The sequence below is a fragment of the Kitasatospora sp. HUAS MG31 genome, from assembly GCF_040571325.1.
Classification (GTDB): Bacteria; Actinomycetota; Actinomycetes; order Streptomycetales; family Streptomycetaceae; genus Kitasatospora; species Kitasatospora camelliae.
Genome location: NZ_CP159872.1, coordinates 5,469,650 through 5,494,912, shown reverse-complemented (window position 1 = coordinate 5,494,912; position 25,263 = coordinate 5,469,650). Strand labels below are relative to the sequence as shown.

Annotated in this window: 27 protein-coding genes; 12 read left to right on the top strand and 15 right to left on the bottom strand. The window is 75.4% G+C overall.

Features of this window, described 5'->3' with window-relative positions:
- Positions 1-5: 5 nt before the first annotated feature.
- The 4 genes from cobO to ABWK59_RS24585 all read left to right on the top strand — a co-directional run bounded on the left by cobO (position 6) and on the right by ABWK59_RS24585 (position 3,343).
- Positions 6-611, top strand: a complete 606-nt coding sequence (gene cobO, locus ABWK59_RS24600) for a cob(I)yrinic acid a,c-diamide adenosyltransferase (RefSeq protein ID WP_354642784.1) — start codon at positions 6-8, stop codon at positions 609-611.
- A gap of 4 nt (positions 612-615) precedes the next feature.
- Positions 616-1,968 (top strand): cobyrinate a,c-diamide synthase, encoded by a 1,353-nt coding sequence (locus ABWK59_RS24595; protein ID WP_354642783.1) that lies wholly within the window; start codon positions 616-618, stop codon positions 1,966-1,968.
- A 93-nt stretch (positions 1,969-2,061) separates the two neighbouring features.
- Positions 2,062-2,817 (top strand): metallophosphoesterase family protein, encoded by a 756-nt coding sequence (locus ABWK59_RS24590; RefSeq protein WP_354642782.1) that lies wholly within the window; start codon positions 2,062-2,064, stop codon positions 2,815-2,817.
- 52 nt (positions 2,818-2,869) lie between these two features.
- Positions 2,870-3,343, top strand: a complete 474-nt coding sequence (locus ABWK59_RS24585; RefSeq protein WP_354642781.1) for an OsmC family protein — start codon at positions 2,870-2,872, stop codon at positions 3,341-3,343.
- Between the two features lie 27 nt (positions 3,344-3,370).
- On the opposite strand, the gene ABWK59_RS24580 is transcribed toward ABWK59_RS24585, so the two are convergent.
- On the bottom strand, positions 3,371-4,960 hold the full coding sequence (locus ABWK59_RS24580; RefSeq protein ID WP_354642780.1) for an ABC transporter permease: 1,590 nt from the start codon (positions 4,958-4,960) through the stop codon (positions 3,371-3,373).
- Positions 4,957-5,859 carry an ABC transporter ATP-binding protein gene (locus ABWK59_RS24575; RefSeq protein WP_354642779.1) on the bottom strand — a complete coding sequence of 301 codons (903 nt, stop codon included), beginning with the start codon at positions 5,857-5,859 and terminating at the stop codon, positions 4,957-4,959. Before ABWK59_RS24575 ends, ABWK59_RS24580 begins: the two co-directional genes overlap by 4 nt.
- A 112-nt stretch (positions 5,860-5,971) precedes the next feature.
- Between ABWK59_RS24575 and ABWK59_RS24570 the strand changes: the two genes are divergently transcribed.
- Positions 5,972-6,451, top strand: coding sequence for a GbsR/MarR family transcriptional regulator (locus tag ABWK59_RS24570; RefSeq protein WP_354642778.1), 480 nt, complete (start codon positions 5,972-5,974; stop codon positions 6,449-6,451).
- Positions 6,452-6,479: 28 nt separating this feature from the next.
- Here the strand turns inward: ABWK59_RS24570 and ABWK59_RS24565 are convergent, their stop codons facing one another.
- Positions 6,480-7,067 carry a TetR/AcrR family transcriptional regulator gene (locus tag ABWK59_RS24565; protein ID WP_354642777.1) on the bottom strand — a complete coding sequence of 196 codons (588 nt, stop codon included), beginning with the start codon at positions 7,065-7,067 and terminating at the stop codon, positions 6,480-6,482.
- Positions 7,068-7,158: 91 nt separating this feature from the next.
- Here ABWK59_RS24565 and ABWK59_RS24560 point away from each other — a divergent pair, with 91 nt between their 5' ends.
- Positions 7,159-8,337 (top strand): FAD-dependent monooxygenase, encoded by a 1,179-nt coding sequence (locus ABWK59_RS24560; protein ID WP_354642776.1) that lies wholly within the window; start codon positions 7,159-7,161, stop codon positions 8,335-8,337.
- 32 nt (positions 8,338-8,369) lie between these two features.
- Here the strand turns inward: ABWK59_RS24560 and ABWK59_RS24555 are convergent, their stop codons facing one another.
- From ABWK59_RS24555 to ABWK59_RS24545, 3 genes are read right to left on the bottom strand one after another with little or no spacing between them, the layout of a single operon-like run.
- Positions 8,370-9,389: a TolB family protein gene (locus tag ABWK59_RS24555; RefSeq protein WP_354642775.1), complete on the bottom strand. Its 1,020-nt coding sequence runs from the start codon at positions 9,387-9,389 to the stop codon at positions 8,370-8,372.
- A 12-nt stretch (positions 9,390-9,401) separates the two neighbouring features.
- The gene (locus ABWK59_RS24550; RefSeq protein WP_354642774.1) at positions 9,402-10,754 is read right to left on the bottom strand and encodes an MFS transporter; all 1,353 of its coding nucleotides are present in this window, start codon (positions 10,752-10,754) and stop codon (positions 9,402-9,404) included.
- Positions 10,755-10,759: 5 nt separating this feature from the next.
- Positions 10,760-11,680, bottom strand: coding sequence for an alkaline phosphatase family protein (locus tag ABWK59_RS24545; RefSeq protein ID WP_354642773.1), 921 nt, complete (start codon positions 11,678-11,680; stop codon positions 10,760-10,762).
- A gap of 372 nt (positions 11,681-12,052) precedes the next feature.
- Here ABWK59_RS24545 and ABWK59_RS24540 point away from each other — a divergent pair, with 372 nt between their 5' ends.
- Together ABWK59_RS24540 and cobC are read left to right on the top strand one after the other, a co-directional pair.
- A complete protein-coding gene (locus tag ABWK59_RS24540) occupies positions 12,053-12,481 on the top strand; it encodes a cobalamin biosynthesis protein (RefSeq protein WP_354642772.1) in 429 nt (142 codons plus the stop codon).
- The gene (gene cobC, locus ABWK59_RS24535) at positions 12,478-13,521 is read left to right on the top strand and encodes an Rv2231c family pyridoxal phosphate-dependent protein CobC (protein WP_354642771.1); all 1,044 of its coding nucleotides are present in this window, start codon (positions 12,478-12,480) and stop codon (positions 13,519-13,521) included. Before ABWK59_RS24540 ends, cobC begins: the two co-directional genes overlap by 4 nt.
- 4 nt (positions 13,522-13,525) lie before the next feature.
- Here the strand turns inward: cobC and ABWK59_RS24530 are convergent, their stop codons facing one another.
- Together ABWK59_RS24530 and ABWK59_RS24525 are read right to left on the bottom strand one after the other, a co-directional pair.
- Entirely contained in the window at positions 13,526-14,071 is a 546-nt protein-coding gene (locus ABWK59_RS24530; RefSeq protein WP_354642769.1) for a hypothetical protein, read from the bottom strand.
- A gap of 155 nt (positions 14,072-14,226) precedes the next feature.
- Positions 14,227-14,727, bottom strand: a complete 501-nt coding sequence (locus ABWK59_RS24525) for a MarR family winged helix-turn-helix transcriptional regulator (protein WP_354642768.1) — start codon at positions 14,725-14,727, stop codon at positions 14,227-14,229.
- A 61-nt stretch (positions 14,728-14,788) separates the two neighbouring features.
- Between ABWK59_RS24525 and ABWK59_RS24520 the strand changes: the two genes are divergently transcribed.
- Complete coding sequence (locus ABWK59_RS24520; RefSeq protein WP_354642767.1) at positions 14,789-15,196, top strand: VOC family protein; 408 nt, start codon at positions 14,789-14,791, stop codon at positions 15,194-15,196.
- Between the two features lie 12 nt (positions 15,197-15,208).
- Here ABWK59_RS24520 and ABWK59_RS24515 read toward each other — a convergent pair whose 3' ends face one another.
- Together ABWK59_RS24515 and ABWK59_RS24510 are read right to left on the bottom strand one after the other, a co-directional pair.
- On the bottom strand, positions 15,209-16,345 hold the full coding sequence (locus ABWK59_RS24515; protein ID WP_354642766.1) for a M48 family metalloprotease: 1,137 nt from the start codon (positions 16,343-16,345) through the stop codon (positions 15,209-15,211).
- Positions 16,346-16,391: 46 nt separating this feature from the next.
- The gene (locus tag ABWK59_RS24510) at positions 16,392-17,354 is read right to left on the bottom strand and encodes an ArsR/SmtB family transcription factor (protein ID WP_354642765.1); all 963 of its coding nucleotides are present in this window, start codon (positions 17,352-17,354) and stop codon (positions 16,392-16,394) included.
- A 71-nt stretch (positions 17,355-17,425) separates the two neighbouring features.
- On the opposite strand from ABWK59_RS24510, the gene ABWK59_RS24505 reads away from it, so the two are divergent.
- Positions 17,426-17,713, top strand: coding sequence for a hypothetical protein (locus ABWK59_RS24505; RefSeq protein WP_354642764.1), 288 nt, complete (start codon positions 17,426-17,428; stop codon positions 17,711-17,713).
- Complete coding sequence (locus ABWK59_RS24500; RefSeq protein WP_354642763.1) at positions 17,704-17,844, top strand: hypothetical protein; 141 nt, start codon at positions 17,704-17,706, stop codon at positions 17,842-17,844. Before ABWK59_RS24505 ends, ABWK59_RS24500 begins: the two co-directional genes overlap by 10 nt.
- Before the next feature lie 323 nt (positions 17,845-18,167).
- Here the strand turns inward: ABWK59_RS24500 and glnII are convergent, their stop codons facing one another.
- From glnII to ABWK59_RS24480, 4 genes are all read right to left on the bottom strand, one after another.
- Positions 18,168-19,190, bottom strand: a complete 1,023-nt coding sequence (gene glnII / locus ABWK59_RS24495; RefSeq protein WP_354642762.1) for a glutamine synthetase GlnII — start codon at positions 19,188-19,190, stop codon at positions 18,168-18,170.
- 260 nt (positions 19,191-19,450) lie between these two features.
- Complete coding sequence (locus ABWK59_RS24490; RefSeq protein WP_354642761.1) at positions 19,451-20,359, bottom strand: SCO1860 family LAETG-anchored protein; 909 nt, start codon at positions 20,357-20,359, stop codon at positions 19,451-19,453.
- A gap of 241 nt (positions 20,360-20,600) precedes the next feature.
- Positions 20,601-21,278 carry a uracil-DNA glycosylase gene (locus tag ABWK59_RS24485; protein ID WP_354642760.1) on the bottom strand — a complete coding sequence of 226 codons (678 nt, stop codon included), beginning with the start codon at positions 21,276-21,278 and terminating at the stop codon, positions 20,601-20,603.
- Between the two features lie 81 nt (positions 21,279-21,359).
- Entirely contained in the window at positions 21,360-22,454 is a 1,095-nt protein-coding gene (locus ABWK59_RS24480; RefSeq protein WP_354642759.1) for an amidohydrolase family protein, read from the bottom strand.
- A gap of 173 nt (positions 22,455-22,627) precedes the next feature.
- On the opposite strand from ABWK59_RS24480, the gene tmpA reads away from it, so the two are divergent.
- Complete coding sequence (tmpA, locus tag ABWK59_RS24475; protein WP_354642758.1) at positions 22,628-24,205, top strand: TauD/TfdA family dioxygenase; 1,578 nt, start codon at positions 22,628-22,630, stop codon at positions 24,203-24,205.
- 62 nt (positions 24,206-24,267) lie between these two features.
- Here tmpA and ABWK59_RS24470 read toward each other — a convergent pair whose 3' ends face one another.
- Positions 24,268-25,035: a GntR family transcriptional regulator gene (locus ABWK59_RS24470; protein WP_354645094.1), complete on the bottom strand. Its 768-nt coding sequence runs from the start codon at positions 25,033-25,035 to the stop codon at positions 24,268-24,270.
- Positions 25,036-25,263: the final 228 nt, after the last annotated feature.

Below are 25,263 nucleotides of genomic sequence, written 5' to 3'. Positions count from 1 at the left end.
TCCCCATGCCCAAGGGTGTTGCCGAGAACGTCCCGGACGACGGCCTGACGACACGTCAGCGCCGGACCCAGCCGATCACCGCCGTGCACACCGGCCCCGGCAAGGGCAAGTCCACCGCCGCCTTCGGCATGGCGCTGCGGGCCTGGAACCAGGGCTGGTCGGTCGGGGTGTTCCAGTTCGTCAAGTCCGCCAAGTGGAAGGTCGGCGAGGAGAACGCGCTGCGCGTGCTCGGCGCCTCCGGCGAGGGCGGCGCGGTGGACTGGCACAAGATGGGCTCCGGCTGGTCCTGGCTGCAGCGGTCCGCCGAGATGGAGATGTCCAGCGAGGAGGCCGCCAAGGAGGGCTGGGAGCAGGTCAAGCGCGACCTCGCGGCCGAGACCTACCGGTTCTACGTGCTGGACGAGTTCACCTACCCGATGCACTGGGGCTGGGTGGACGTGGAGGAGGTCCTCGCGGTGCTGAAGGACCGTCCGGGCAGCCAGCACGTGGTGATCACCGGCCGGTACGCGCCGGAGCAGCTGACCGACTTCGCCGACCTGGTCACCGAGATGACCAAGGTCAAGCACCCCATGGACGCCGGCCGCAAGGGCCAGCGCGGTATCGAGTGGTAGTCCGTTGAACATCCCCCGTCTCGTCATCGCCGCGCCCTCCTCGGGCGCCGGCAAGACCACCGTCGCCACCGGCCTGATGGCGGCCCTCACCGCGCGCGGCCTCGCCGTCTCGCCGCACAAGGTCGGCCCGGACTACATCGACCCGGGCTACCACGCGCTGGCCTCCGGCCGGCCGGGCCGCAACCTGGACGCGTACATGTGCGGGCCGGAGCGGGTCGCGCCGCTGTTCCTGCACGGCGCCGCCGGGGCCGACGTGGCGGTGGTCGAGGGCGTGATGGGGCTGTTCGACGGCGCCGCCGGGCAGGGCGAACTCGCCTCCACCGCGCAGGTCGCCAAGCTGCTGAAGGCGCCCGTGGTGCTGGTCGTGGACGCCTCCTCCCAGTCCCGCTCGGTGGCCGCCCTGGTGCACGGGTTCGCCTCCTGGGACCCGGAGGTCCGGCTCGCCGGGGTGATCCTCAACCGGGTGGCCTCCGACCGGCACGAGCAGCTGCTGCGCGAGGCGCTGGAGGAGGGCTCGGGCGTCCCGGTGCTCGGCTCGGTCCGGCGGAACGCCTCGGTGGCCACCCCGTCCCGGCACCTCGGGCTGATCCCGGCCGTGGAACGCTCCGCCGACGCCCTGCGGGCGGTCGCCGACATGGGCGAGCTGATCGGCGCCTCGGTCGACCTGGACGCGCTGCTCGCCCTGGCCCGGTCCGCCCCGCCGCTGGACGCCGCGCCCTGGGACCCGGCGCAGGAGGTCCGCCCCGTCGCCGGGCGGCCCAGGATCGCGATCGCCGGCGGCGCCGCGTTCTCCTTCTCCTACGCCGAGAACGCCGAACTGCTGGCCGCCGCGGGGGCGGAGGTCCTCACCTTCGACCCGCTGCGGGACCCGGCGCTGCCGGAGGGCACCGCCGCCGTGGTGATCGGCGGCGGCTTCCCCGAGCTGTACGTCGGCGAGCTCAGCGCCAACGAGCCGCTGCGGGCGGAGATCGCCCGGCTGGCGGCGGCGGGGGCGCCGGTGGTCGCCGAGTGCGCCGGACTGCTGTACCTGGGGCAGGAGTTGGACGGGAAGCCGATGTGCGGGGTGCTGCCCGGCTCCGCCCGGATGACCGAACGGCTCACCCTGGGGTACCGGGAGGCCGTGGCGCTGGCGGACAGCCCGATGGCGGTGGCGGGGACGCGGGTGCGGGGACACGAGTTCCACCGGACCGTCTGCGAGCCCGCCGCCGGCGACACCCCCGCCTGGGGCTGGCGCACCCCCACCGGCCCCCACACCGAGGGCTACATCACCGGCTCCGTCCACGCCTCCTACCTCCACCTCCACTGGGCCGGCGCGCCCCGGCTCCCCCAACGCCTCACCGAATCCGCCGCCGGCTGAGGGCCCCTTCCCCCTGCACCCTGTAGTGGCCGGCCGGTTGCTCACGGTTGTGGCTGGCCGGTTGCTTGTGGCTCGGTGTGCGAGGGTGGGGGCATGGGGATGCGGATCGCGGTGGTGTCGGATGTGCACGGGGTGCTGCCGGCGTTGGAGGCGGTGCTGGGGGAGCCGGAGGTGCGGGCGGCGGACCGGGTGGTGGTGACGGGGGACGTCACGGCGGGGCCGCAGCCGGCGGAGGTGCTGGACCTGCTGGTGGGGCTGGGCGAGCGGCTGGTGTGGGTGAGCGGGAACGCGGACCGCGAGCTGGTGGAGTACCGCCGGGGTCTGCGGACGGAGATCCCGGACCCGATCGGGCCGTACGCGGCGGAGCGGCTCCGTCCCGAGCAGGTGGACCTCCTGGCGGGGCTGCCGGCCACGGCGACCCTCGCGGTCGAGGGTCTGGGCGAGGTGCTGTTCTGTCACGCCACCCCGCGCGACGACGAGGAGATGGTGCTGGTCGACTCGCGGCTGGAGCGCTGGGAGGAGGTCCTGGCCGGGCTGGACGAGACGGTGGGGACGGTGGTCTGCGGGCACACCCACATGCCGTACGTGCGGCTGGCGCACGGGCGGCTGGTGGTCAACCCGGGAAGTGTGGGCATGCCGTACGGGCGGCCGGGTGCGCACTGGGCGCTGCTCGGGCCGGGGGTGGAGCTGCGCCGGACGGTGTTCGACACGGCGGCCGCGGCGGACCGGCTGGTCCGGGAGTGCGACTGGCCGGGGATCGCGGAGTGGGCCGACCACTACCTGAACGCCCGCGCGGGCGACGCCGAGGCGCTGGCCGCGTTCGGTCCGCGCGACGGCCGCGGCGTCTGATCCCCGATGATGGTCCGGACGGCACACGCCCGGACCGAGAGGGAGCAGCCCCATGGCGAACCTGCACACGTACCGCACCGAGATCACGTGGACCGGCAACCTCGGCACCGGGACCAGCCACTACCGGGCGTACTCCCGGGCGCACGACGTGGACGCGGAGGGCCTGCCCACCATCCTGGGCAGCGCCGACCCGACGTTCCGCGGCGACCGCACCCGGTGGAACCCGGAGCAGTTGCTGCTCGCCGCGCTGGCGCAGTGCCACATGCTGTCGTACCTGCACTTCTGCGCGGTGAACGGGGTGGAGGTCACCTCGTACGTGGACGAGGCGGTCGGGACGATGGAGCAGGAGGGCAACGGCGGGCACTTCACCGAGGCGGTGCTGCGGCCGCGGATCACGGTGACCGACGCCGCGATGCTGGCGAAGGCGCTGGAGCTGCACCACCCGGCGTCCGAGGCGTGTTTCATCGCCAGTTCGGTCAACTTCCCGGTGCGGCACGAGCCGACGGTCACGGTCGAGTCCGCGTAGCGCGGAGCGTCCGGGCACGGCGGGCCGTCAGCCGAGGTCGCGGCGGTGCAGCCCGGCCAGCCCGGCCGCGGCGAGGGCGGCGGCCACGGTGGTGAGCCCGAGCAGCGGGCCTGAGGTGAACGGGCCGCCCGGCAGGTGCGGGACGTGGGTGAACGGCGAGAGGTCGAGAACCGGCCGGGCCAGCCGGAGGGCCGGGCCGAGCCAGCCGATGAGCAGGAAGAGGCCGAGCAGTCCCCAGCCGGCGGTGCTGAAACGGGGCAGCAGTCCGACGACCGCGAGGGCGGCGGCCGCGGTCAGCCAGACGGCGGGGAGCTGCACCAGGGCCGCGCCGAGCAGCCGGCCGGCGGTGCCGCGGGGGTCGCCGGTGGCGGCGCCGGCGGCGAGTCCGGTGGTGAGGCCGGCCAGGGCCAGCAGCAGGGCGCTGCCGAGCAGCGGGAAGAGCAGGTGGCCGGCGGCCCAGCGGAGCCGGGAGACTGCGCCGGCGAGGACGGGTTCGGCCCGTCCGGAGGTCTCCTCGGCGCGCAGCCGGAGCACCGCCTGGACGGCGTAGACGGCGGCGACCATGCCGAACAGGGCGCCGATGCTGCCGAGGTAGGCGTCGAGCACGCCGCGGGTGCCTCCGGTCCGGGCCAGCAGGTCGGCGATCGCGGCGTTGTCGCGGACCAGGTCGACCACGCCGCGGGAGACCCCGCCGAAGGTGGCGCCGGCCGCCGCGAACCCGGCCGACCAGGCCAGCAGGGTGCCGCCGTGCAGGCGTCGGGCGAGGGCGGCGGCGGTGGCCAGCGAGGGGGCGGCACCGGGCGGTCCCGGGCGGCGGGGCAGCAGTCCGGCGCCGAGGTCGCGGCGGGCCGCCAGGGCGTACCCGGCCCCGGCGAGGAGGGCGGCGGTGGCGAGCGGCAGGAGGAGGACCGTCCAGCGTTCGCCGGCGAACGGCCGGACCTGCTCGGACCAGCCGACCGGGGAGAGCCAGGTCATCCGGGACGGGCCCGCGTCGCCGATCGCGCGCAGGGCGTAGGCGGTTCCGAGGGCGGCGCCGGCCAGGCCGTTGGCGGCCCGTCCGGTCTCGGCGAGCTGGGCCGTCACGGCGGCGGTGCCCGCGAACACCAGTCCGCAGGCGCCGACGGCGAGGCCGAGGGCGGCGGCGCCCGCGACGCCCTGTCCGGCGGCGACCAGCAGGGCGGTCACCAGGGCGGCGACGGCCAGGTCGGCGGTGGCGGCGGTGAGCAGGGCGGCGGTGAGCGGGGCGCGGCGGCCGACCGCGCCGGCGCCGATGAGTTCGAGGCGGCCGTCCTCCTCCTCGGCGCGGGTGTGCCGGACCACCAGGAGGTGGCTCATCAGCCCGGCGAGGACGGCGCCGAGGACGCCCATCCGCCAGGCGGTGAGGCCGCCGGTGCTGCCGGCGTCGAGGACCGGGCCGTACAGGGCGCGCAGCGAGGCGTTGCCGGCGATGCCGGCGCCGAAGGCCTGTCGGGACTCCTCGGTGGGGTAGAGCGCGCGGAAGGAGAAGGCGGTGGAGCCGACGGATCCGGCGATGGCGTAGGTCCAGACCGGGAGCAGGACGCGGTCGCGGCGGAGGGCGAGGCGGAGCAGCAGGCCGGTGCCGGTGAAGCCGTTCATCGGGCCACCGCCGCCGGCTCGGTGGTGGTGCTGGCGTAGTGGCGGAGGAAGAGCTCCTCCAGGGTGGGCGGGCGGCTGGTGAGGCTGCGGACGCCGACGGCGGTGAACGCGCGGAGCAGGGCGTCGAGGTGGTCGGGGGCGACCTGGCAGCGGATGCGGTTGCCGGTGATCTCCACCGCCTCGGCGAAGGCGGGTGGGACCGGGGGTCCGGCGAGTTCGGCGTCGACCAGGGTGCGGGTGAGGTGCCGGAGTTCGGCGAGGCTGCCGCTCTCCACGGTGCGGCCGGAGCGGACGATGCTGACCCGGTCGCAGAGGGCCTCGACCTCGGACAGGATGTGGCTGGACAGCAGGACGGTGGTGCCGCGGTCGCGGGCCTCGGCGACGCAGCCGCGGAACACCTCCTCCATCAGCGGGTCCAGGCCGCTGGTGGGTTCGTCCAGGACGAGCAGGTCGACGTCGGCGGCGAAGGCGGCGACCAGGGCGACCTTCTGGCGGTTGCCCTTGGAGTAGGCGCGGCCCTTGGTGGTGGGGTCCAGGTCGAAGCGGCGGACCAGGTCGGCGCGGCGGGCCGGGTCGAGGCCGCCGCGGAGCCGTCCGAGCAGGTCGATGGCCTCGCCGCCGGAGAGGTTGCGCCAGAGGGTGACGTCGCCGGGGACGTAGGCGAGGCGGCGGTGCAGGGCGACGGCGTCGCGCCAGGGGTCGCCGCCGAGCAGGCGGACGGTGCCGCCGTCGGCGCGGAGCAGCCCGAGCAGGGTGCGGATGGTGGTGGACTTCCCGGCGCCGTTGGGGCCGAGGAAGCCGTGGACCTCGCCTTGGGCGACGGTGAGGTCCAGTCCGTCGAGGGCGCGCTTCCGGCCGAAGGTCTTGACCAGGCCGGTCACGGAGATGGCGGTCGTCATGGCGGTGACGCTACTCTTGTTTCACAGATCTGTGAAGTTAGTGAATCATATGGAATTCCAGAAGATCGGCTAGGATGGGGCGGTCAGCAAGGCGGCGACGGGAGGCGACACGGTGGAACGGGACGAGGCGGCGGTCGACGCCTTCATCGAGCGGTTCGCCGGCGTGCTGGTGGACGCCGGTTTCCCCCGGATGCCCGCCCGGATCTTCACCGCGCTGCTGGCCACCGACTCCGGCCGGCTCACCGCCGCCGAGCTGGCCGACTCGCTGCAGGTGAGCCCGGCCGCCGTCTCCGGCGCGGTGCGCTTCCTGACCCAGGTGAACCTGGTCAGCCGCGAGCGGGAGGCCGGCTCCCGGCGCGACCGCTACCGGGTGCACGAGAACGCCTGGTACGAGGCCTCCATGCGGCGCGACCAGGAGCTGGTCCGCTGGGAGGGCAGCCTCAGGGAGGGCCTCGCCGCGCTCGGCGACGGGACTCCGGCGGGCGAGCGGCTGGCGGAGTCGCTGGCCTTCTTCGCCTTCCTGCGGGAGGAGATGCCGCAGATGATGGACCGCTGGCGACTGCGCCGCGCGGAGCTCCGCGCGGCGGACTGATCGGCGCCACGGGCACGGTGGCGAGCGATCAGTCGGCGCCGGCGCACCCCAGCAGCGCGTCCAGGTAGCGGGCGGCGTCGGTGCGCAGGTCGGCCTCGGACGGGGGCTGGGCGTGGCCCGCGCCGGCCGCGGCGTGGAAGATCACTCCCTCGCACCAGCGGATCAGCCGGCGGGCGTCGCCCGCCGGGTCCGCCGAGCCGGCCCGTGCCAGCAGATCGGCCGCCACCGCGACGAACCCGCCGCCCAACCGGTCGTAGACGGTACGGAGTTCGGGCCGCCGGGTGGCCTCCAGGGCCAGCTCGAACCGGGCCAGCGTCAGCGTACGGCCGGTGGTCAGCGCGCCGTACACCCCCGCCGCCAGCGCCTCGGTCAGCTGCTCCCGGGCCGGGCCGGCGGGGCCGGCGGCCGGCGGGACGTACCCGGCGCCCTCCAGGTCGGCGATCCGCCGGAGGGCCGCCTCCAGCAGGGCGGCACGGGTGCGGGCCAGGTTGGAGGTGGAGCCGGGAGGCAGGCCGGCGGCCTCGTCGACGGCGCGGTGGGTGAGCCCGCGCAGGCCGCGCTCGGCGATCAGGGCGATGGCGGTGTCGGCGATCAGGGCGGCACGCGGCGTACTCATGGCACCGATCATCCCCTACTGGACACCACACACTACAGCTGTAGTATCGAGAGCCGAGGGACTACAGCTGTAGTGACCGTGGGAGGTCGTCATGGATCGGCACGCCGTCGTGATCGGCGCGGGCGTCGGGGGGCTGGCGGCCGGCGCGGCACTGCACCGGCTCGGGTACCGGGTGGAGGTGCACGAGCGGGCCGCCTCGCTCGACCCGGTCGGCTCGGGCATCAGCGTGGCACCCAACGCGCTGCGCGCCCTGGACGTGCTCGGCCTCGGCGACCCGGTCCGGGCCCGGGCCGAGGCGATGGGCGAGGGCGGGCTGTGGCACCCGTCCGGCCGGCGGCTGGCCGTCACCGACACCGAGGGGGTCCGGCGGGCCTTCGGCGACCCGATGGTGGTGCTGCACCGGGCCGAGCTGGTGGACGTCCTGGCCGCCGCGCTGCCGCCCGGTGCCGTCCGGACCTCCTCCGCGGTCCGCCTGGTCGACCCCGGGGAGCCCGGGCGGCTCGCCCGGCTCGCCGGTGCGGACGGGGAGTTCGAGGCCGACCTGGTGGTGGCCGCCGACGGCCTCCGGTCGGCGGCCCGGAGCCTGCTCTTCCCCGACCACCCCGGCCCGCGGTACTCCGGCTTCACCACCTGGCGGACCGTCATCCCGGCCACCGGCCGGCCCGTACCGGCCGGCGAGACCTGGGGCCGCGGCGCCCTGACCGGCGCCATCCCACTCGCCGACCACCGGGTCTACCTGTACGCGGCGGCCCTCGCCCCGGCCGGCGGGCGGGCCGCGGACGGCGACGAACGGGCCGAGCTGCTGCGGCGGTTCGGCGACTGGTTCGAGCCGCTCGCCACGCTGTTCCGGTCGGCCGAGGCCGGACGGGTGCTGCGGCACGACGTCTGGGAGCTGGACCGGCCGCTGCCCGCCTTCCACCGCGGCCGGACGGTGCTGCTCGGCGACGCCGCCCACGCGATGACCCCGTTCCAGGGGCAGGGCGCCTGCCAGGCGATCGAGGACGCGGTGGTCCTCGCCCACAGCCTGGCCACCGTCCCCGACCGGCCCGGCGCCCTCGCCGCCTACTCGGCCGCCCGGCTCCCCCGCACCACCGCCGTCGCCACCCGCTCCCGCCGGGTGGCCCGCCTGGTCGCCCTCCGCGGCGGACCCGCGGTCGCCCTGCGCAACGCCTTCCTCACCGCCTCCGCACGCCTGCCCGAACACCTCCTCCTCCGCGGCGCCGCCCCCATGATCGACTGGCACCCGCCTACCGCGGCACCCCCCGCCTGACCTGTTCGAGCTCCCAGCGGGTCACCCCGTGCTCAGCCCAGGTAGGCGGGGGCGAGGGCGGAGCGGGTCAGGGGCTGGGGGGTGCCGGAGCCGTCGGCGGGGGTGGTCCAGAGGTCGGCGCCGTAGTCGCCGGGGAGGGAGTAGACCAGGGTGGCGTCGTCGGACCACAGGGCCTGGTCGTCGATGTTGCGCTGCTCGGCCGTGGCGTTCTCGGTCATGGTCCGCAGGTCGAGGACGTACAGCCGCCAGGGGGCGTCCGGGGAGGCGCCGTCGACCCGCTTCTTGTAGGCGATCCGGGTGCCGTCGGGCGACAGCGACGGGCACTCCACGTTGGGGTGCAGGGTGGTCAGGGTGCGGGCGGCCAGGTCGCCCTGGGCCAGGTAGGTCCGGCCGCCGGTGGCGACGGTGACGTAGAAGCGGCCGTCGTCGGCGAAGGTGACGCCCCAGACGTTGACGTCCGCGGCCCGGTACGGCTTGCCGTCCTTGATGATCGTGAAGGTCTCCAGGTTGTCCTGGACCGCCCAGCCGCGGGTGTCCACGATCGTGGTGCGGGTGGAGAAGTCGGTGCCCGCGTACGAGTCGCCGCTGACGAAGACGGTCCAGGCGACCAGGTGCCCGGAGGGCGAGACCCGGGACCGGGTCGGGATGCCGGCGGCCGGGAAGCGCCGTACCTCGTGCAGCTGCGCGTCCAGCACCACGGCCCGGTAGGTGTCGTCCAGCGCGCCGTGCTCGGCCTGCAGGCAGATGCCGGTGCCGGCGGCGGCGTGGAATCGCAGGCACTTCACCCCGGAGGCGGTCCGCGGGCCGTCGGGCCGGTCGGCCGGGACGGTGGCGAGCTCGTCGCGGTGCGGGCCCCAGGCCAGGTTGCGGAGCACCAGCCGGCGGTCCGGCGGGCTCAGCGACACGCTGCCGGAGCGCACCTCAGGGCCGCCGGCCTGCTCCCGGTCCCGCTCGCCGGAGCGGTCGGCGGCGTACAGCACCGCTCCGGTGCCGACCGCCCCGAGCAGGAGGACGGCGAGCAGCAGGGTGAGCAGGCGGGCGGTTCGGGTCATGGTCGGGGCACCTCAGGCGACGGGGTCGGGGGAACGGGGCTCGGTCGACGGGTCGGCGTCGGCACCGGCGTCGGTACCGGTGTCCGCACCGGCCCGGTCGGCGGAGCGGAGCAGCAGCGTCACGGCGACGGCGCTCACGGCCAGCCCGGCCGCGGCGGCCTCCAGAGCGGTCCGGCCGCCCCAGGCGCTCCAGGCCGCGCCGAAGGCGAGCGAGCAGGCGAACCGGGCCAGCGCCTGACCGGTGCCGACCAGGGCCTGGCCCGCGCCCAGTTGTTCCGGCGGCACCGCGCCGGCCGTGGCCGCGGCGAGCACGCCGTCGGTCGTCGCGTAGAACGTGCCGTGCAGCAGCACGACCAGCACGGCGGTCGGGACCGCGCCGCCGGACGGCGGGAGCAGCACCAGGGCGTACCCGGCGAGCAGGGCCGCGTGACCGGCGAGGAAGAGCCTGCGGCGGCCGATCCGGTCGGCGAGGACGCCCATCGGCAGCGCGAGCACCAGGAAGACCGCCGCGGTGCCGAGCGGCAGCAGCGGGAACAGGTGGGCGGGGAGCGCGAGTTCGCGCTGGAGCAGCAGGTAGAGGAAGGCGTCGCTGACGGTGGTGAGGCCGAGCAGCGCCGCACACAGGGTCAGCCGGCGCAGGGTGGGGCGGGCGAGCAGGGCGAGCGAGTCGCGCAGCGCCGGGCGGGCCGCGGGTGCGGGTGCGGCCGCCGCGTCGCCGGACGCCCGGGACGGGACGAACAGCACCAGGACCAGCACCCCGAACACGGCCACGCAGCCGCTCACCGCGAACACCGCGTCGTACCCGTCGACGGTGGCGCGCAGGATCGCGAAGGCCGCCAGCGGGCCGAGCAGGGCGCCTGTGGTGTCCATCGCCCGGTGCACGCCGAACGCCCGGCCGCGGTGGCGGGGTTCGGTGGCCAGCGCGATCATCGCGTCCCGGGGCGCGGTGCGCAGGCCCTTGCCGGTGCGGTCGACGGCGAGGACGGCGCCGATCAGCGGCAGGCTGTGGGCGAGCAGCAGCAGCGGCTTGCACAGGGCGGAGAGCCCGTAGCCGACCGCCGCGACCGTCTTGTGCCCGCCGCCGCGGCCGCCCCGGTCGGCGAGGTGGCCGCCGAGCAGCCGGACCAGCGCGCCCACGCCGTTGTTGATGCCGTCCAGCAGGCCGAACCCGAGCGGGGACAGGCCCAGGCCCGCGACCACGTACAGCGGCAGCACCGCGCTGACCATCTCCGAGGAGACGTCGGTGACCAGGCTGACCGCCCCGAGCGCCAGGACGGTGCCGGGGACGGCCGCCCGCCGCCCCGGGCGGGTGCCCGGGGCGGGGGCGGCGGTCTCGGTGCCGCGGCGGGATTCCGCGAGGTACACCGGCGTCAGTTCCAGATGCCGGTGATGTCGGAGGCGGAGGCGGCGTTGCCGGCGTGGCTGGTCAGGCCCGCCAGGTCCTCCAGGGTGCGCAGCACGTTGTAGTGGTTGTAGGTGGTGGCGGTGGAGCTGCCCGGGGTCACGTGCTCGCCGTAGAAGACGGTCGGGATGCGGTTGCCGGAGAGGCGGTTGTCCTCGTCGAAGGTGACCACGAGGATAGAGTTGTGGGTCCTGGCCCAGGTCGCGTAGCCGCCCAGCTTGTTCTTGATCCAGGTGTCGCCGGTGGAGACCGAGCAGTCGTGCATGTCGTTGCACAGGTCGGGCACCACGAAGGAGACCTTCGGCAGGGTGGTGTAGTCGGTCGGGAACTGGGTCATGGTCTTCGCGGTGCTGGTGGGCACGTTGTTGAAGCCGAACCAGGGGTTGTGCTTCTGGGCGTACTTGCCGCTGCTGCACACCGTGGAGCCCTGGCCGGGCAGGCCCTCGTTGTAGCTGGCCCAGGTCTTTCCGGCGGCGATCAGCTCGGAGGCCAGGTTGGGGGCGCTCATCGAGCCGACCGGCACGCAGCTGTCGTCGGTGCGGCCCTGGTTGGAGCCGGAGAACAGCTGGTAGTAGTTGGGCTCGCTGGGGTGGGTGAGCCCGTACGACTGGGTGAGGTTGGCCCCGCCCGCCTTGAGGGTGTTGTTCAGGTACGGCGCGCTGGAGCTGCCGATGATCTGCGAGTAGGCGTGGTTCTCCATCACCACGACCACGACGTGGTCGGGGGTCGGGAGGCCGGCGGCCTGGGCGGTGGCGCCGGTGGCGGCCCACAGGCCGGCCGAGGCGGCGGTCAGGGCGACGGCGCTGGCGAGCGCGGTCAGGCTGCGGCGGGAGCGCTTCGGGGCGGCCTCGGTGACCGGGGCGACCTGCGGGGTCTGAGCGGCGGTCATGTCTGTCCTCCGGGGGACGGGGTGACGGCTCGGGGGAAGTCGAGAGGTACGGCAGGGTGGTGCGGGCTCCGGACCGGGGTCGAGCGGGGCCGGAGCCGGGGTCGAGCGGGTGGACCGCCGAAACCCTAGGATCCGGGCGGTGGACGGGGCCGTACGGCGGGGGTGAAGAACGGGCGAACGGTCCAGGGCGTCCGGGCGGCCGGGCAAAGCGCTCGCCAAGCCTCGTGCGGACCCGGATGGTTCCTGTCCGCAGCACGACTGATCCGCAGGTCACGGCGGTGCAATGGAGGTCACAGCGGCGCCGATTGACCGGCCCGCGTCCGCGTGGTGGGATCGCGGGGGCCCGGGAGATGTACACGGGGAGGACGTCCGGTGGAGCTGGTGGCCGGTATCGGTACGCGCCGCGGCACGAGTGCCGAGGAGATCCTCCGGCTGCTCGACCGGGCTCTGGCGGAGGCCGGCCTCACCCGGGACCGGATCGCCCTGCTCGCCACCGTGGACGCCAAGGCCGGGGAACCCGGACTGCGCGACGCCGCCCGCGTCCTCGGCGTCCCCCTGGTCGGCCACTCCCCCGCGGCGCTGGCCGCGGTCGCCGTCCCGCACCCGTCCGACGCGGTCCGGGCCGCCGTCGGCACGCCCAGCGTCGCCGAGGCCGCCGCACTGGCCTCGGCGGGTGCCGCGACGGGCCCGGCGGGTGCCGCGGTACCGGCGGGGAGCGGCGCCGCCCTGATCGTCCCCAAGACCAGCTCGGCCACCGCCACCGTGGCGATCGCCGGACCGACGGATGGAGTTGTGACGTGACCTCCGAGCCCGACCTGCGGCACCACGGCGACGCGGAGGTCCGCGCCCCCGGGCTGGTCGACCTCGCGGTGAACGTCCGCACCGGCACCCCGCCCGCGTGGCTGCGCGCCCGCCTGGCCGAGACCCTCGGCGAGCTCGCCGCGTACCCCGACGGCACCGCCGCCCGGGCCGCGGTGGCCGCCCGGCACGGCCGGCCGGTGCCGGAGGTGCTGCTCACCTCCGGGGCGGCGGAGGCGTTCGTGCTGCTCGCCCGGGTGCTGCGGCCCCGGCACGCGGTGGTGGTGCACCCGCAGTTCACCGAACCCGAGGCCGCCCTGCGGGACGCCGGGCACGCCGTCCACCGCGTGCTGCTCGCCGCGCGGGACGGCTTCCGGCTGACCCCGGGGGCCGTCCCCGAGGAGGCGGACCTGGTGGTGGTCGGCAATCCCACCAACCCCACCTCCGTCCTGCACCCGGCCGGCGCGCTGACCGCCCTGGCCCGGCCCGGCCGGACCCTGGTGGTGGACGAGGCGTTCATGGACACCGCGCCGGGCGAGCCCGAGTCCCTGGCCGCGGTCCGCGACCTGCCCGGCCGGGTGGTGGTGCTGCGCAGCCTCACCAAGACCTGGGGGCTGGCCGGCCTGCGGATCGGCTACGTCCTGGGGCCCGCCGAGCTGGTCGCCGAACTCGCCGCCGCGCAGCCGCTCTGGCCGGTGTCCACCCCGGCGCTGGCCGCCGCCGAGGCGTGCAGCGCGCCCGCCGCCCTCGCCGAGGCCGAGCAGGCGGCGCTGGCCGTCGCCGAGGACCGCCGGTACCTGCTGAAGCGGCTCGCCGAACTGCCCGGCGTCCGGGTGCACGGCGAGGCGGCCTCCTCCTTCGTCCTGGTCGAGCTGGCCGGGGCGGCCGCCGTCCGGGAGCGGCTGCGGACCGCCGGGTTCGCCGTCCGCCGCGGGGACACCTTCCCGGGGCTCGGCCCCGACTGGCTGCGGATCGCGGTGCGCGACGCCGCCACCACCGACCGGTTCGTCGCCGTGCTGGCCGGCCTGCTGCCCGCCGGCTGAGCCGCTACGCCGTCAGGGAACCGGCCCAGGCGGTGAGGGCGGCGAAGTCCGCCGCCCTCAGGCCGAACCGGTGGTCGACCCACAGGGTCATCGCCGGGGCCGGGTGGTGGGCGGCGATCCACGCGGTGTCCTGCGGCTCCACCTCGTCGTCCACCCACGCGAACGGCCGTCCGGCGGCCCAGGCGGTGAGGTGGCGGGTCTTCCAGTGCAGCCCGTCCGGGTCGCCCTGGTGCATCCGCGGCCAGTCCACGGACGGGAGCGGAGGCAGCCCGAGCAGCGGGCCGATCCACGCGTCCGCCTCCCCGCGCCACGCGGTGCACCAGACCAGGTCGAAGGGCAGCGCCCTCAGGGCCGGGCCGTGCGAGGGGTCGAGCCACAGCCGCAGCGGGGGGACCTCCCCGTCGGGCCGGCCCCGGTGCCGGGCGCGCCAGAACGCGGGCATCACCTCGTACGGCCGGTAGCCCTCGGGTCGGCCGTCCGGCTCGGCGGTGTACGGGCTGAGCGGCCCGTCCACGTCGAGCAGCAGCAGCGGGCGGGTGTGGTGCGGCATCGACGTCCCCTCGGTGTCCGCCGGATTCTCGGACGGCGGGACGGCCGGGCGCCAGCGGGTTTCGGCGCGCCGGCGGGGTGCCGGGTGCCGGCGGGTTCCGGCGTGCCCGCGGGTTGCGGCGGCGCGGGGTGCCGGGGGCTCGACGGGTGCCGTGGTCACTCGGCGGGGTGGGCTCGCGGGCCGAGGTGGTCGAAGACGCGGGTCAGCATCCCGGCCAGCAGGGCACGTTCGGCGGGATCGAGGGGGGCGAGGAGGTCGTCCTGGACGGCCTCGGCCTCGCGGCGCAGCTCGGCCAGTGCGGCCGCGCCCTCCGGGGTCACCGCCACCAGCACCCGGCGGCGGTCGGCCGGGTCCCGGGTGCGTTCCACCCGGCCGGCGGCGGCCAGGTCCTCCACCACCTTGGCCACGTCGCTGGGGTGGATCGCCAGCCGGACGGCCAGGTCGCGCTGGACGTGCGGGCCGAAGTCCGCGAGCGCGGCCAGCACCGCCATGTGCCACAGCCGCAGCCCGCGCTCGGCCAGCCGGCCGGCCAGCCGCGAGCGGGACTCCTTCCCGATCCGCGACAGCAGGTAGGTGCTCAGGCCGGCCAGGCTCGGCGGCGGGGCCGTCGGGGAGCCGTCCGGGTCGGGGGTCGCGGGGCCGGGTGCGGAATCCATGGACGGAATTGTAGGGGCCAGACCTATAGTAGGTTCACACCTATCAATTGGAGTCGCCGCCATGGACGTCCTGCACCCCCGCCTGCTCGTCGACCGGTTCGCCGAGGTGTTCGGCTTCTACCGGGCCGTCCTCCCCGACCTGATCGGCGCCGAGCTGGTCCGCGGCTCGGAGGCCGGGCCGTACGCCCACTGGGACGCCGGGAACCAGGGCGTGCTCTCGCTGTTCGACCGGTCCGCGATGGCCGACGCCCTCGGGACCGGCGGACTGCCGCTCCCCGCGCGGCCCGCCCAGGACGGCGTGATGTTCGTCTGCCGGGTCACCCACGTCGACGCCGGGCTCGCCCTCTGCCTGCGGCACGGCGCCGAACCGGTCGCCCCCGCCACCGACCGCCCCGCCTGGGGCCCCGGCCTGCGGACCGCCCACCTCCGCGACCCGGAGGGGAACCTGATCGAGCTCCAGTCGTACTGACGGGCCCGTGCCTCAGGCGTGTGCGGCCTGCCAGACGCGGGCGGCGGCGATCCGGCGGACCGCGCTCGGGTGGGTGGCGAACAGCAGGGTGAGCATCCGGGGCGGATCGACGTCCGAGACGTTGGCCACCGCGAGACGGCGCTGCATCGCGATGAACTGCTCCGGATCACCGGTGAGTTCCAGCGCGTGGCGGTCGGCGCGGGCCTCGATCCGCCGGCTCACCGCGCACTGCGCCGGGCCGGACACCGCACCGATCAGCGCCGCGCACGCCGCCAGCAGCGGCAGCGACCGCGGATCGGCGGCGCCCGCCGCACCCGCCCGGTCCAGCAGCGGCTGCAGGCCGGTGAGCAGCCCCAGGGCGCAGACCGCGACGGCGGCGCCCACGGCGCCCAGCACGGTGCCGGTGAGGACGTCGCGGTGCTTGACGTGGCCGAGCTCGTGCGCCACCACCAGCTCCACCTCGCGCGGCTCGGCCGTCCGCAGCAGCGTGTCGTAGGCGACGATCCGGCGGGTCGAACCCAGGCCGGAGACGTACGCGTTGAGCGCGGTGGTCCGCCGGGAGGCGTCGGCCACCAGCACCTCGCGGACGCGGACGCCGTCCCGGTCCGCCAGCGCGAGGAGCGCGGACCGCTGCGGACCCGGCTCCATCGGGCCGAACCGGTTGAACAACGGCTCGATCAGCAGCGGATGCAGGAACGACAGGGCCACCACCAGCGCCGCCGCACCGCCCGCGGCCGGGAGCCACCAGCGGTCGGGGCGGGCGTCGATCAGCGCGTACAGCGCGAACACCACGGGGAGCGCCAGGAGCAGCGTCACGGCGAGGGTGCGCAGCACGTCCACCGCCCAGCCGGACCAGCGCTGGGTGACCAGGCCGTAGCCGGCGCGGACGGTCCGGACCCGGGCGGCGAACGGCAGCGCCACCACCTCGCCCAGCACCACCAGCGCCGCGGTCCCGGCCAGCACCTCCGCCGTCCACGACCCGCCGAACCACCCTCCCACCGCGGACACCACACCCGCGCCCGCCGGAGTGAACCCCAGCCCCACCAGCAACCCCAGCCCCACCACCCGGCCCCCCACCACCCACGGCACCTGAGCCCGCCGCAACGCCCGCCCCCGAGCCACCTGCTCCACCGTGAAGTCCTCCACCATCCCCCCAGCCTAGGCACTCCCCCCGCGCCCCTGTTGTGCGTGCCCGTCAGCCCGGGGTGGCGGTGAGGAGGCTTTCGGCGATGGGGGTGCGCTGGTAGAGGACGGAGCGGCCGGAGCGGTGGGAGGTGACGATGCCGGCGGCGCGGAGGGCGGTGAGGTGCTGGGAGACGCCGGCGGTGGAGAGGCCGGTGCGGTGGGAGAGTTCGGTGGTGGAGGCGGGGGAGGTGAGTTCGGCGAGCAGGAGGGCGCGGGAGCGGCCGAGGACGGCGGCGACGGCGTCCGGGACGGTGGGGCGGGCGTGTTCCCAGAGGGAGCCGACGCCGCGGCTGGGGTAGCAGAGCTGGACGGTCTCCGGCTCGGCGTTGACGATCAGCACGGTGGGCCAGACGAACGCGGACGGGATCAACAGCAGCCCCCGCCCGCACAGCGTCCCGGACCGCCCGCAGTCGGGCTTCGCCAGCGTCAGCACCTCCTCCCCCCAGCGGACGTTGGGGTGCAGCTCCCGCAGCACCGCCGCCGCCCCCTCCGCCGCGAACCGCCGCGACTGGTGAAGCACGTCCGCGTCGAGGACGGACCTGAGCCGCGGCCAGAGCGGGGCCAGGGCGAGGGCCCAGTAGCGGCGGATCTCGGTGTCGAGGCGTTCCAGGCCGGCGGCCGGGTCCCGGTACAGGGCGCGGACGGCGGCGGACCGGTGTTCCAGCCGGTCCAGGTCGGCGCGCAGGCGGTCGTGGTCGGTGTCGGCGAGGACGGCGAGTTCGGCGTCCAGGGTGGGGGCGGCGACGGCGGGCGGCGGGTTGAGGAAGTCGGGGACGTAGCCGTCGCCGGGCACCAGGCCGGTGAGCAGGTCGAGCCCGGTGAGCAGCGGGCGGGTCCGGGCCACCCAGCGGCGGTGCAGCGGGCGGACGGTCCGGGCGTCCAGGGCGCGGAGGCTGGTGACCACCTCCCAGAGCGGGGAGACGGCGATCCGGGTGTGGGCCAGATCCCGGGTGGAGAAGGAGAGTTCGAGCACCGTGACCCCCGTGGATTCAGCCCTGCCTGAATGAGTGGCGACAACGCGCCGGGGCCCCGCAGGATTCCCGCATGACCTCGCCGATCACGGATTCTCCCGCACCCTCCAGCACCGTGCCCGCCCTCGCGGAGGTGCCGCCGGCGGCCCCGGCCGCACCCGCCGCGCGGGGCCTGCGGGCCGCGTGGGCCGCCCGGTTCGGCGGTTTCGCGGGCCCGTTCTGGGTGGTGATCGGCGGAACGGCGGTGAATCGCATCGGCAACATGGTCCTGCCGTTCCTGGTGTTCTTCCTCGGGTCGCGCGGGGTCGCCACCGCCTGTGGGCCGCCGCCTCGGCGCTGGTCGCGCTGGGCGTGGCGCTGACCGGACTGGCGTCCACCGCAGGGGAGTTCGTGCTCACGGTGGTGGTGTGGACGGCCGGTGAGGTGTGCGTCTGCGGGGTGGTGGGCGCGGTGGCGGCCGACCTGGCCCCGGCCGGGGCGCAGGGCCGCTAACAGGGGCGCTGAGCTGGGCGAGCGGGCTGGCCCGGCTGGTCGGGCTGTCCGGCGGCGCGGCGGTGTACGCCCATGCGGGCCCGGCGGTGCTGTGGTGGAGCGGCGGAGCGGCGGGGCTGGCCGGCGCCGCGGCGACCTTCGGACTGGCCCGGGCGGTGGCGGCCAGGACCGGCCGCTGAGCGACCCGCGTCCCCCTGCGCGACCGTGCGCCACCGGACGCGACCGACCCCGCCGGCGGTCCGGGCGGAAAACGGCGAGTCCGCCGTTCCCCTCCACGCGGGGAGAGGGGAATGGCGGACTCGCCAGGCTCCGGGAGCCTCGGATCAGACCTGGCCGGCCTTCTCCAGGGCCTCGCAGCAGGTGTTGATCAGGAGGCGGGTGACCACGTACGGGTCGACGTTCGCGTTCGGGCGGCGGTCCTCGATGTAGCCCTTCTGCTCCACCTCGACCTGCCACGGGATGCGGACCGAGGCGCCACGGTCGGACACGCCGTAGGAGTAGACGTTCCACGGGGCGGTCTCGTGCTTGCCGGTCAGGCGGGACTGGATGTCGTCACCGTACTGGTTGACGTGCTCCAGCACCTTCTCCTGGGAGGCGCCGAGGGACTCGCAGGCGGTGATGATGGCCTCGTAGCCCTCGCGCATCGCCTTGGTGGAGAAGTTGGTGTGCGCACCCGCGCCGTTCCAGTCGCCACGGGCCGGCTTGGCGTCCAGGGTGGCGTCGATGCCGAACTCCTCGGCGGTGCGGTAGAGCAGGTAGCGGGCGATCCACATGTCGTCCGAGACGGTCAGCGCGTCGACCGGGCCGATCTGGAACTCCCACTGGCCGGGCATGACCTCGGCGTTGATGCCGCAGATGGCCAGGCCGGCGTCGAGGCAGCGGTCCAGGTGCAGCTCGACGATCTCGCGGCCGAAGACCTCCTCGGCGCCGACACCGCAGTAGTAGCCGCCCTGCGGGGCCGGGAAGCCGCCCTCCGGGAAGCCGAGCGGGCGGGAGCCCTTGAAGAAGGTGTACTCCTGCTCGATGCCGAAGATGGCCTCCTGGGAGGCGTACTTCTCGGCGACCTCGCGCAGCAGGGCACGGGTGTTGGACTCGTGCGCGACGCCGTTGGTCTCCAGGACCTCGCACAGCACCAGGATGTTGTCACCACCGCGGATCGGGTCCTTGACGACCTTCACCGGCTCAAGCACGCGGTCGGAGGCGTGGCCCTCGGCCTGGTTGGTCGACGAGCCGTCGAAGCCCCACGTGGGGACCTTGTCCGCGTTCGGCAGCACCCGAGTCTTGGAACGGAGCTTGGCGGTCGGCTTGGTGCCGTCGATCCAGATGTACTCGGCCTTGATTGCCATCGCGGTGAACCTCACTGCTTGGGTGGTGGGTGCCCGCGTAGCGTCGCAAGTCGCCGTTTCCCGGTTGTTCCTCCTATGTAACGCCCATGTGAACCAACGGTCCGGAGCGGCACGCTCACGGTAGGGCAGTGCCCGTCTCACCAGGCGGGCGGATTTCTGAGACGGACGGCGCCCGACGGGTGGGCCGGGCGCCGTCGTTCCGGGCTCGGGGCGGCCCGGGACCGGCTCCGTTCCGCCCCGGGACCGGCCCCGCCACCGCCTCAGTGCCGGCGGGCGTGCGTGGCGCGGCGGCGCCGGGTCAGCCAGAGCGCGGCACCGCCGGCGACCAGCAGGGCGGCACCGCCGGCCACCAGCGGCACCCGGCCGGCGCCCCCGCCGGTGGTGGCCAGCGCGGGCTCGGCCACCCCGGCCGGGACGGCGCGGGCCGCGGTGGCGCCGGAGGGCTGGGCGGCCGGCGAGGAGGCGGCCGGGACGGGCTTCTCGCAGCTGACCGAGGCGACCGTGACCCGGCCCTCCACCTTGGCCACGTTGAGGTTGAGCGGGTTCAGCTTGAGCTGCAGCTCCAGTGCGGAGGCGGCGGCCGTGTCCGAGGTGGTGGAGCGCTTGGAGAACTCCAGCTCCACCGAGCCGACCCCCGGCACCTCGACGTGCGTGGGCGAGTTCAGACCGAGCGCGACCGACTTGCCCAGCACGGTGGCCTTGGCGGGCGCGGTCACCTTGGCGGTGGGCTGACCGTTCACCGGACAGGTCACCTCGGCACCGAGCGCCTCCAGGCCCAGCAGGGTGGTCAGGGGCAGGCCGGGGACGCGCAGGTCGGCGTCGACCAGCTTCACCGAGGCGGCGCTGCCCTCGGCGGTCGCCGAGGTGGCGGACTTGCCGACCTGCGCCTTCAGCAGGGTGACCGGCCGGCCCTGGTCCACCCCGTCCACCGTGGCGGTGAGCATCGCGTCGTCGCGCTGGGCGGGGGTGGACACCTTGTTGAGGGCCACGTTCACCGGGACGTCGACGGCCTTGTTCAGCAGGCTGACGTCCAGGTCCACCTCGGCGGTGACGGCGGACGCCCGGCCCGGCGAGGGGGTCGGGCCGGAGGCGTACGCGACCGGGCCGGGCAGGCCGATCACCAGCGCGGAGACGGCCAGACCGGCGGCGACGGTACGCGGAGCAGACATGACGGAACCCCCAGGGGAGACGGGTGGTGAGCGCACCCCGACGACCACCCGGACCAGGCACGGGGAAGGGGCTCGCGCTCTCGACGTCCGCCAGTCTTCTCGAACGATGAGTCACATGAGCATCACAGAGCGTCAGTTCACTCCTTCGGGTGAGGTTGACGCCCCGGGTCGACCGTCTGTTCCCCAACGACCCCGTCCCGACGCGGCCCACGGCCCCCAGCCGACCGCCGCCGGCCGCCCGCTACGGCAGGCGCCAGTCCACCGGCTGGGCACCCTGCCGGGCCAGCAGCTCGTTCGCCCGGCTGAACGGACGGGAGCCGAAGAAGCCGCTGTCGGCGGAGTACGGGCTCGGGTGCGGGGACTCGATCGCCGGGATCTCGCCCAGCAGTGGCCGCAGGTTGCGGGCGTCCCGGCCCCAGAGGATCGCCACCAGCGGGCCCCCGCGCGCCGCCAGCGCGCGGATCGCCTGCTCGGTGACCTCCTCCCAGCCCTTGCCCCGGTGCGAGTTGGGCTTGCGCGGCATCACCGTCAGCGAGCGGTTGAGCAGCAGCACACCCTGCTGCGTCCACGGGGTGAGATCGCCGTTGGACGGCGGCGGGAAGCCCAGGTCCGTGCCGTACTCCCGGTAGATGTTCACCAGGCTGGCCGGGATCGGCCGGACCTCCGGGGCCACCGAGAAGCTCAGGCCCACCGCGTGCCCGGGGGTCGGGTACGGGTCCTGACCGACGATCAGCACCCGGACCCCGTCGAAGGGCTGCTGGAACGCGCGCAGCACGTTCGGCCCGGAGGGCAGGTACGTCCGGCCGGCGGCCAGCTCGGCGCGCAGGAAGTCGCCCATGGCGGCGACCCGCCCGGCGACCGGGTCGAGGGCCTTGGCCCAGCCGGGTTCGATGATCTCGTGGAGGGGACGCGGTGCCATGGCGGCCACCCTATCGGCCTACACCGACACGCCGTCACGTCCTGGCGGAGCCCCTCCCGGGCCGTCCACCGCGGCGGGCGGCTACCCCCGGACCACCCGGCCGCGCAGCACCACCGCCCGCGGGTCGGCCAGCACCCGGACGTCCGCCCGCGGGTCCTCGGCGTAGACCACCAGGTCGGCCGGGGCGCCCTCGGTCAGGCCCTCCCGGCCCAGCCAGGCGCGGGCCCCCCAGGTGGTGGCGGACAGCGCCTCGGCCGGGGTCAGGCCGGCCTTCACCAGCTCGGCCACCTCCTCGGCGACAAGGCCGTGGGCCAGCGACCCGCCCGCGTCGGTGCCGACGAAGATCGGCACCCCGGCGTCGTGGGCCGCGGCGACGGTGTCGTACCGGCGCTCGTGCAGCCGCCGCATGTGGGCCGCCCAGGCCGGGAACCTCGCCTCGCCGCCGGCCGCCAGCGACGGGAAGGTGGCGATGTTGACCAGGGTCGGGACGATCGCCACCCCGCGCTCGGCGAAGGACGGGATCAGCTCCTCGGTGAGGCCGGTGGCGTGCTCCACGCAGTCGATGCCGGCGGCGAGCAGGTCGGGCAGCGACTCGGCGGCGAAGCAGTGCGCGGTCACCCGGGCGCCCTCGGCGTGCGCGGCGGCGATGGCCTCCTTGAGCGCGTCCCCGGGCCAGCAGGCGGCCAGGTCGCCGCGGTCGCGGTCGATCCAGTCGCCGACCAGCTTGACCCAGCCGTCGCCGCGACGGGCCTCGGCGGCCACGTAGGCGGCCAGGTCGCCCGGCTCGATCTCGTGGGCGTAGTTGCGGATGTAGCGGTGGGTGCGGGCGATGTGCCGGCCGGCCCGGATGATCCGCGGCAGGTCCTCGCGGTCGTCGATCCAGCGGGTGTCGGCGGCGGAGCCGGCGTCGCGGATCAGCAGGGTGCCGGCGTCCCGGTCGGTGAGCGCCTGCTTCTCGCTGGTGGGCTCGTCCACCGCGCCGTGCGCGTCCAGGCCGACGTGGCAGTGCGCGTCCACCAGGCCGGGCAGCACCCAGCCGGTGAGGGTCCGCACGTCCTCGGCGAGCCGGGGCCGCTCGAAGGTCACCCGCCCGTCGACCACCCACAGCTCGTCCCGGACGTCCTCGGGCCCGACCAGCACCCGGCCCCTGATGTGCAGCACCGCGCCATCGCTCATGCCCGCACTCTACCGACGGCCGCCACCCCTCCGGCAGGGTCCGGGCGCACCCCGCGACGGCCGGGACGCCGGGTGTTCGCCGGGCGGACACCCACCGGTCGACCGGGCATCACCCGGGCCCGGCAGGGTCGTACGCCGAGCAAAGTTGGCTGGACAACTCCAAGGAGATCCGCGTGAACACCCCGTCTCCGTACTGGCTCCGGGACAACTGCCCGTGCCCCTCCTGCCGCGACCCGCGCAACGGCCAGAAGCTGTTCCAGATCCATGAGCTGCCCGCGGACCTCGCGGTGGCCGAACGGCACGAGGCCGACGGCCGGCTGGAGGTGCTCTGGTCGGACGGGCACCGCTCCGTGTACCGGTCGCAGGACCTCGCGGCCGCCCCCGAGGACGACGGCCGGACCGAGCGGGGCAAGCGGCTCTGGGAGGCCGCCGACTTCGACAACGGCCTGCCGGGGGCCGACTGGGCGGCCTACCTGGCGGACCCCGGGGAGCGGGCCGCCGTGCTCTCCTCGGTGGTCCGGTCCGGCTTCGCCCTGCTGCGCGGGGTGCCGCCCGCGGAGCGGCAGGTCCTCGCCGTGGCGCGCAGCTTCGGGTACGTCCGGGAGACCAACTACGGCGAGCTGTTCGACGTCCGGGTCGAGCCCGACCCCACCAACCTGGCGTTCACCAGCGCCGCCATCGCCCCGCACACCGACAACCCGTACCGCGACCCGGTGCCCACCCTGCAGCTGCTGCACTGCCTGCGCAACGAGGCCCGGGGCGGCGACTCCGGGCTGGTGGACGGCTTCCGCGCCGCGGCCCTGCTGCGCGAGGAGTCGCCCGAGGACTTCGCGGTCCTCACCCGGACCCCGGTGCCGTTCGTCTTCCGCGACCGCACCGCCGAACTGCGCGCCGAGCGCCCGCTGATCGGGGTGGACCCGCGCGGACGGATCCGCGAGGTGCGGTTCAACAACCGCTCCATCGACACCCTCCGCGGGCTCCCCGACGCCGAGCCGGACGCCTTCTACGCCGCGTACCGCCGCTTCGCCGCGATCACCCTCCGGCCCGGGCTCCGGCTGACCTTCCGGCTCCGGCCGGGCGACTGCCTGGTCTTCGACAACACCCGGCTGCTGCACGCCCGCACCGCCTTCGAGCAGGACGGGCACCGCCACCTCCAGGGCTGCTACGCCGACCTGGACTCCCTGCACTCCGCCCTGGCCTTGCTGCGGCGCCAGGCCGCGGCCCTCGACGAACTGGAGGGCCTGTTCGCGGGCGAGGGCGCCGGGGAGTACCTCGGCGAGGCGGTCACCCTGGCCGAGCACATGCTCCAGGCCGGGGCGCTGGCCGAGGCGGCGGGGGCGCCGCCGCACCTGGTGGCGGCGGCCCTGCTGCACGACGTCGGCCACTTCCACGGCAGCGGAACGGAGTTGATGGCCGGCCGGGACAACCGGCACAGCCACACCGGCGCCGACCGGCTGGGCCGCTGGTTCGGACCTGAGGTGACCGAGCCGATCCGGCTGCACGTCGCCGCCAAGCGGTACCTCTGCACGGTGGAACCCGCCTACCGGGCCGGGCTGTCGGCGGCCTCCGAGTACACCCTCCAGGTCCAGGGCGGCCCGATGGACGAGACCGAGGCCGCCGCCTTCGCCGCCCACCCCGCCGCCGCGGACGCGGTCGCCCTCCGCCGCTGGGACGACCACGCCAAGCGCCCCGCCACCACCACCCCGCCCTTCGCCCACTTCCGCCCCCTGCTCGCCGCCCTCATGGGCTGACGGCCGAGGCAACCGGGCGCCCCTCAGGGGTGACCCACCCGCATCCCCCCGCCCGTCCGGCGTCAGTCGTTCTCGCGGGCGTGGCGGGAGAGGGCGGAGGAGGCCAGCGAGTTGTGGATGCTGAAGGCGACCGTGCCGGGCAGGTACCGGTCCTGGGACCACTCCACCGGGGTGCCGGTCGGGTCGGTGGTGCGCCGCTTCTCGCGGAGCAGCGGGCTGCCGCGCCGGCATCCCAGCAGCCGCGCGTCATCGGCGTTGGCGGCCACCACGTCGATGGTGTGGTCGGCGTCGGTGAACAGGATGCCGTGCTCCCGCAGCGGTTCGGTGTGCGAGACCACGTCCGGCGGCAGCTGCGCGACCACCTCGCCGACCCGCGGCGGGTAGACGGTCCGTTCGACCATGACGGGCTTGCCGGAGAGGGTCCGCAGGCGCAGCGTCACGTACACCTCGGTGCCGGGCTCCAGCCGGAGCTGCTCGCGTTCGGCGGCGTCGGCGGGCCGCCGGATCAGCGACTCCAGCCGGCCGCCGGGCTCCTCCCCCATGGAGCGGGCCCAGTGGGTGAAGCTGAGGAGTTCGGAGAAGCTCTGCACCCGGGCGGTGCCGAGGACCACCCGGCGGGTGCCACGGCGGGAGGTGACCAGGCCGTCGGCGCGCAGCATGGCGAGCGCCTGCCGGACGGTCCCGCGGGAGACGCCGTACTGCTCGGCCAGGGCGCCCTCGGCCGGCAGCCGGCCGTTGTCGCCGTAGCCGCCGGAGGTGATCGCTTCGCGCAGGTCGGCGGCCACCTTGCGGTAGAGCGAGCCGGCGGCGCGGTCCTGGTCGGGTGCCACGTCAGTCAAGGTCCCTCCTGGGCCGGGTCCTGCGCGGCGGGATCGCGCGGACACGACCGACTGTAGCCGCTGCCGATCATCGACGAGAGCGCCGGACGCCACCGTTCCCGTATCCGCCCCCTGTCCTGGGCCGTCCGTTCACCTTCCCGTCACCGGGCTCCGGCGTACTTACCCCGGCGGCCAAGTTGGCCAGCCAACTTGGCACACCGTCCGTTGACGTATGCCGGC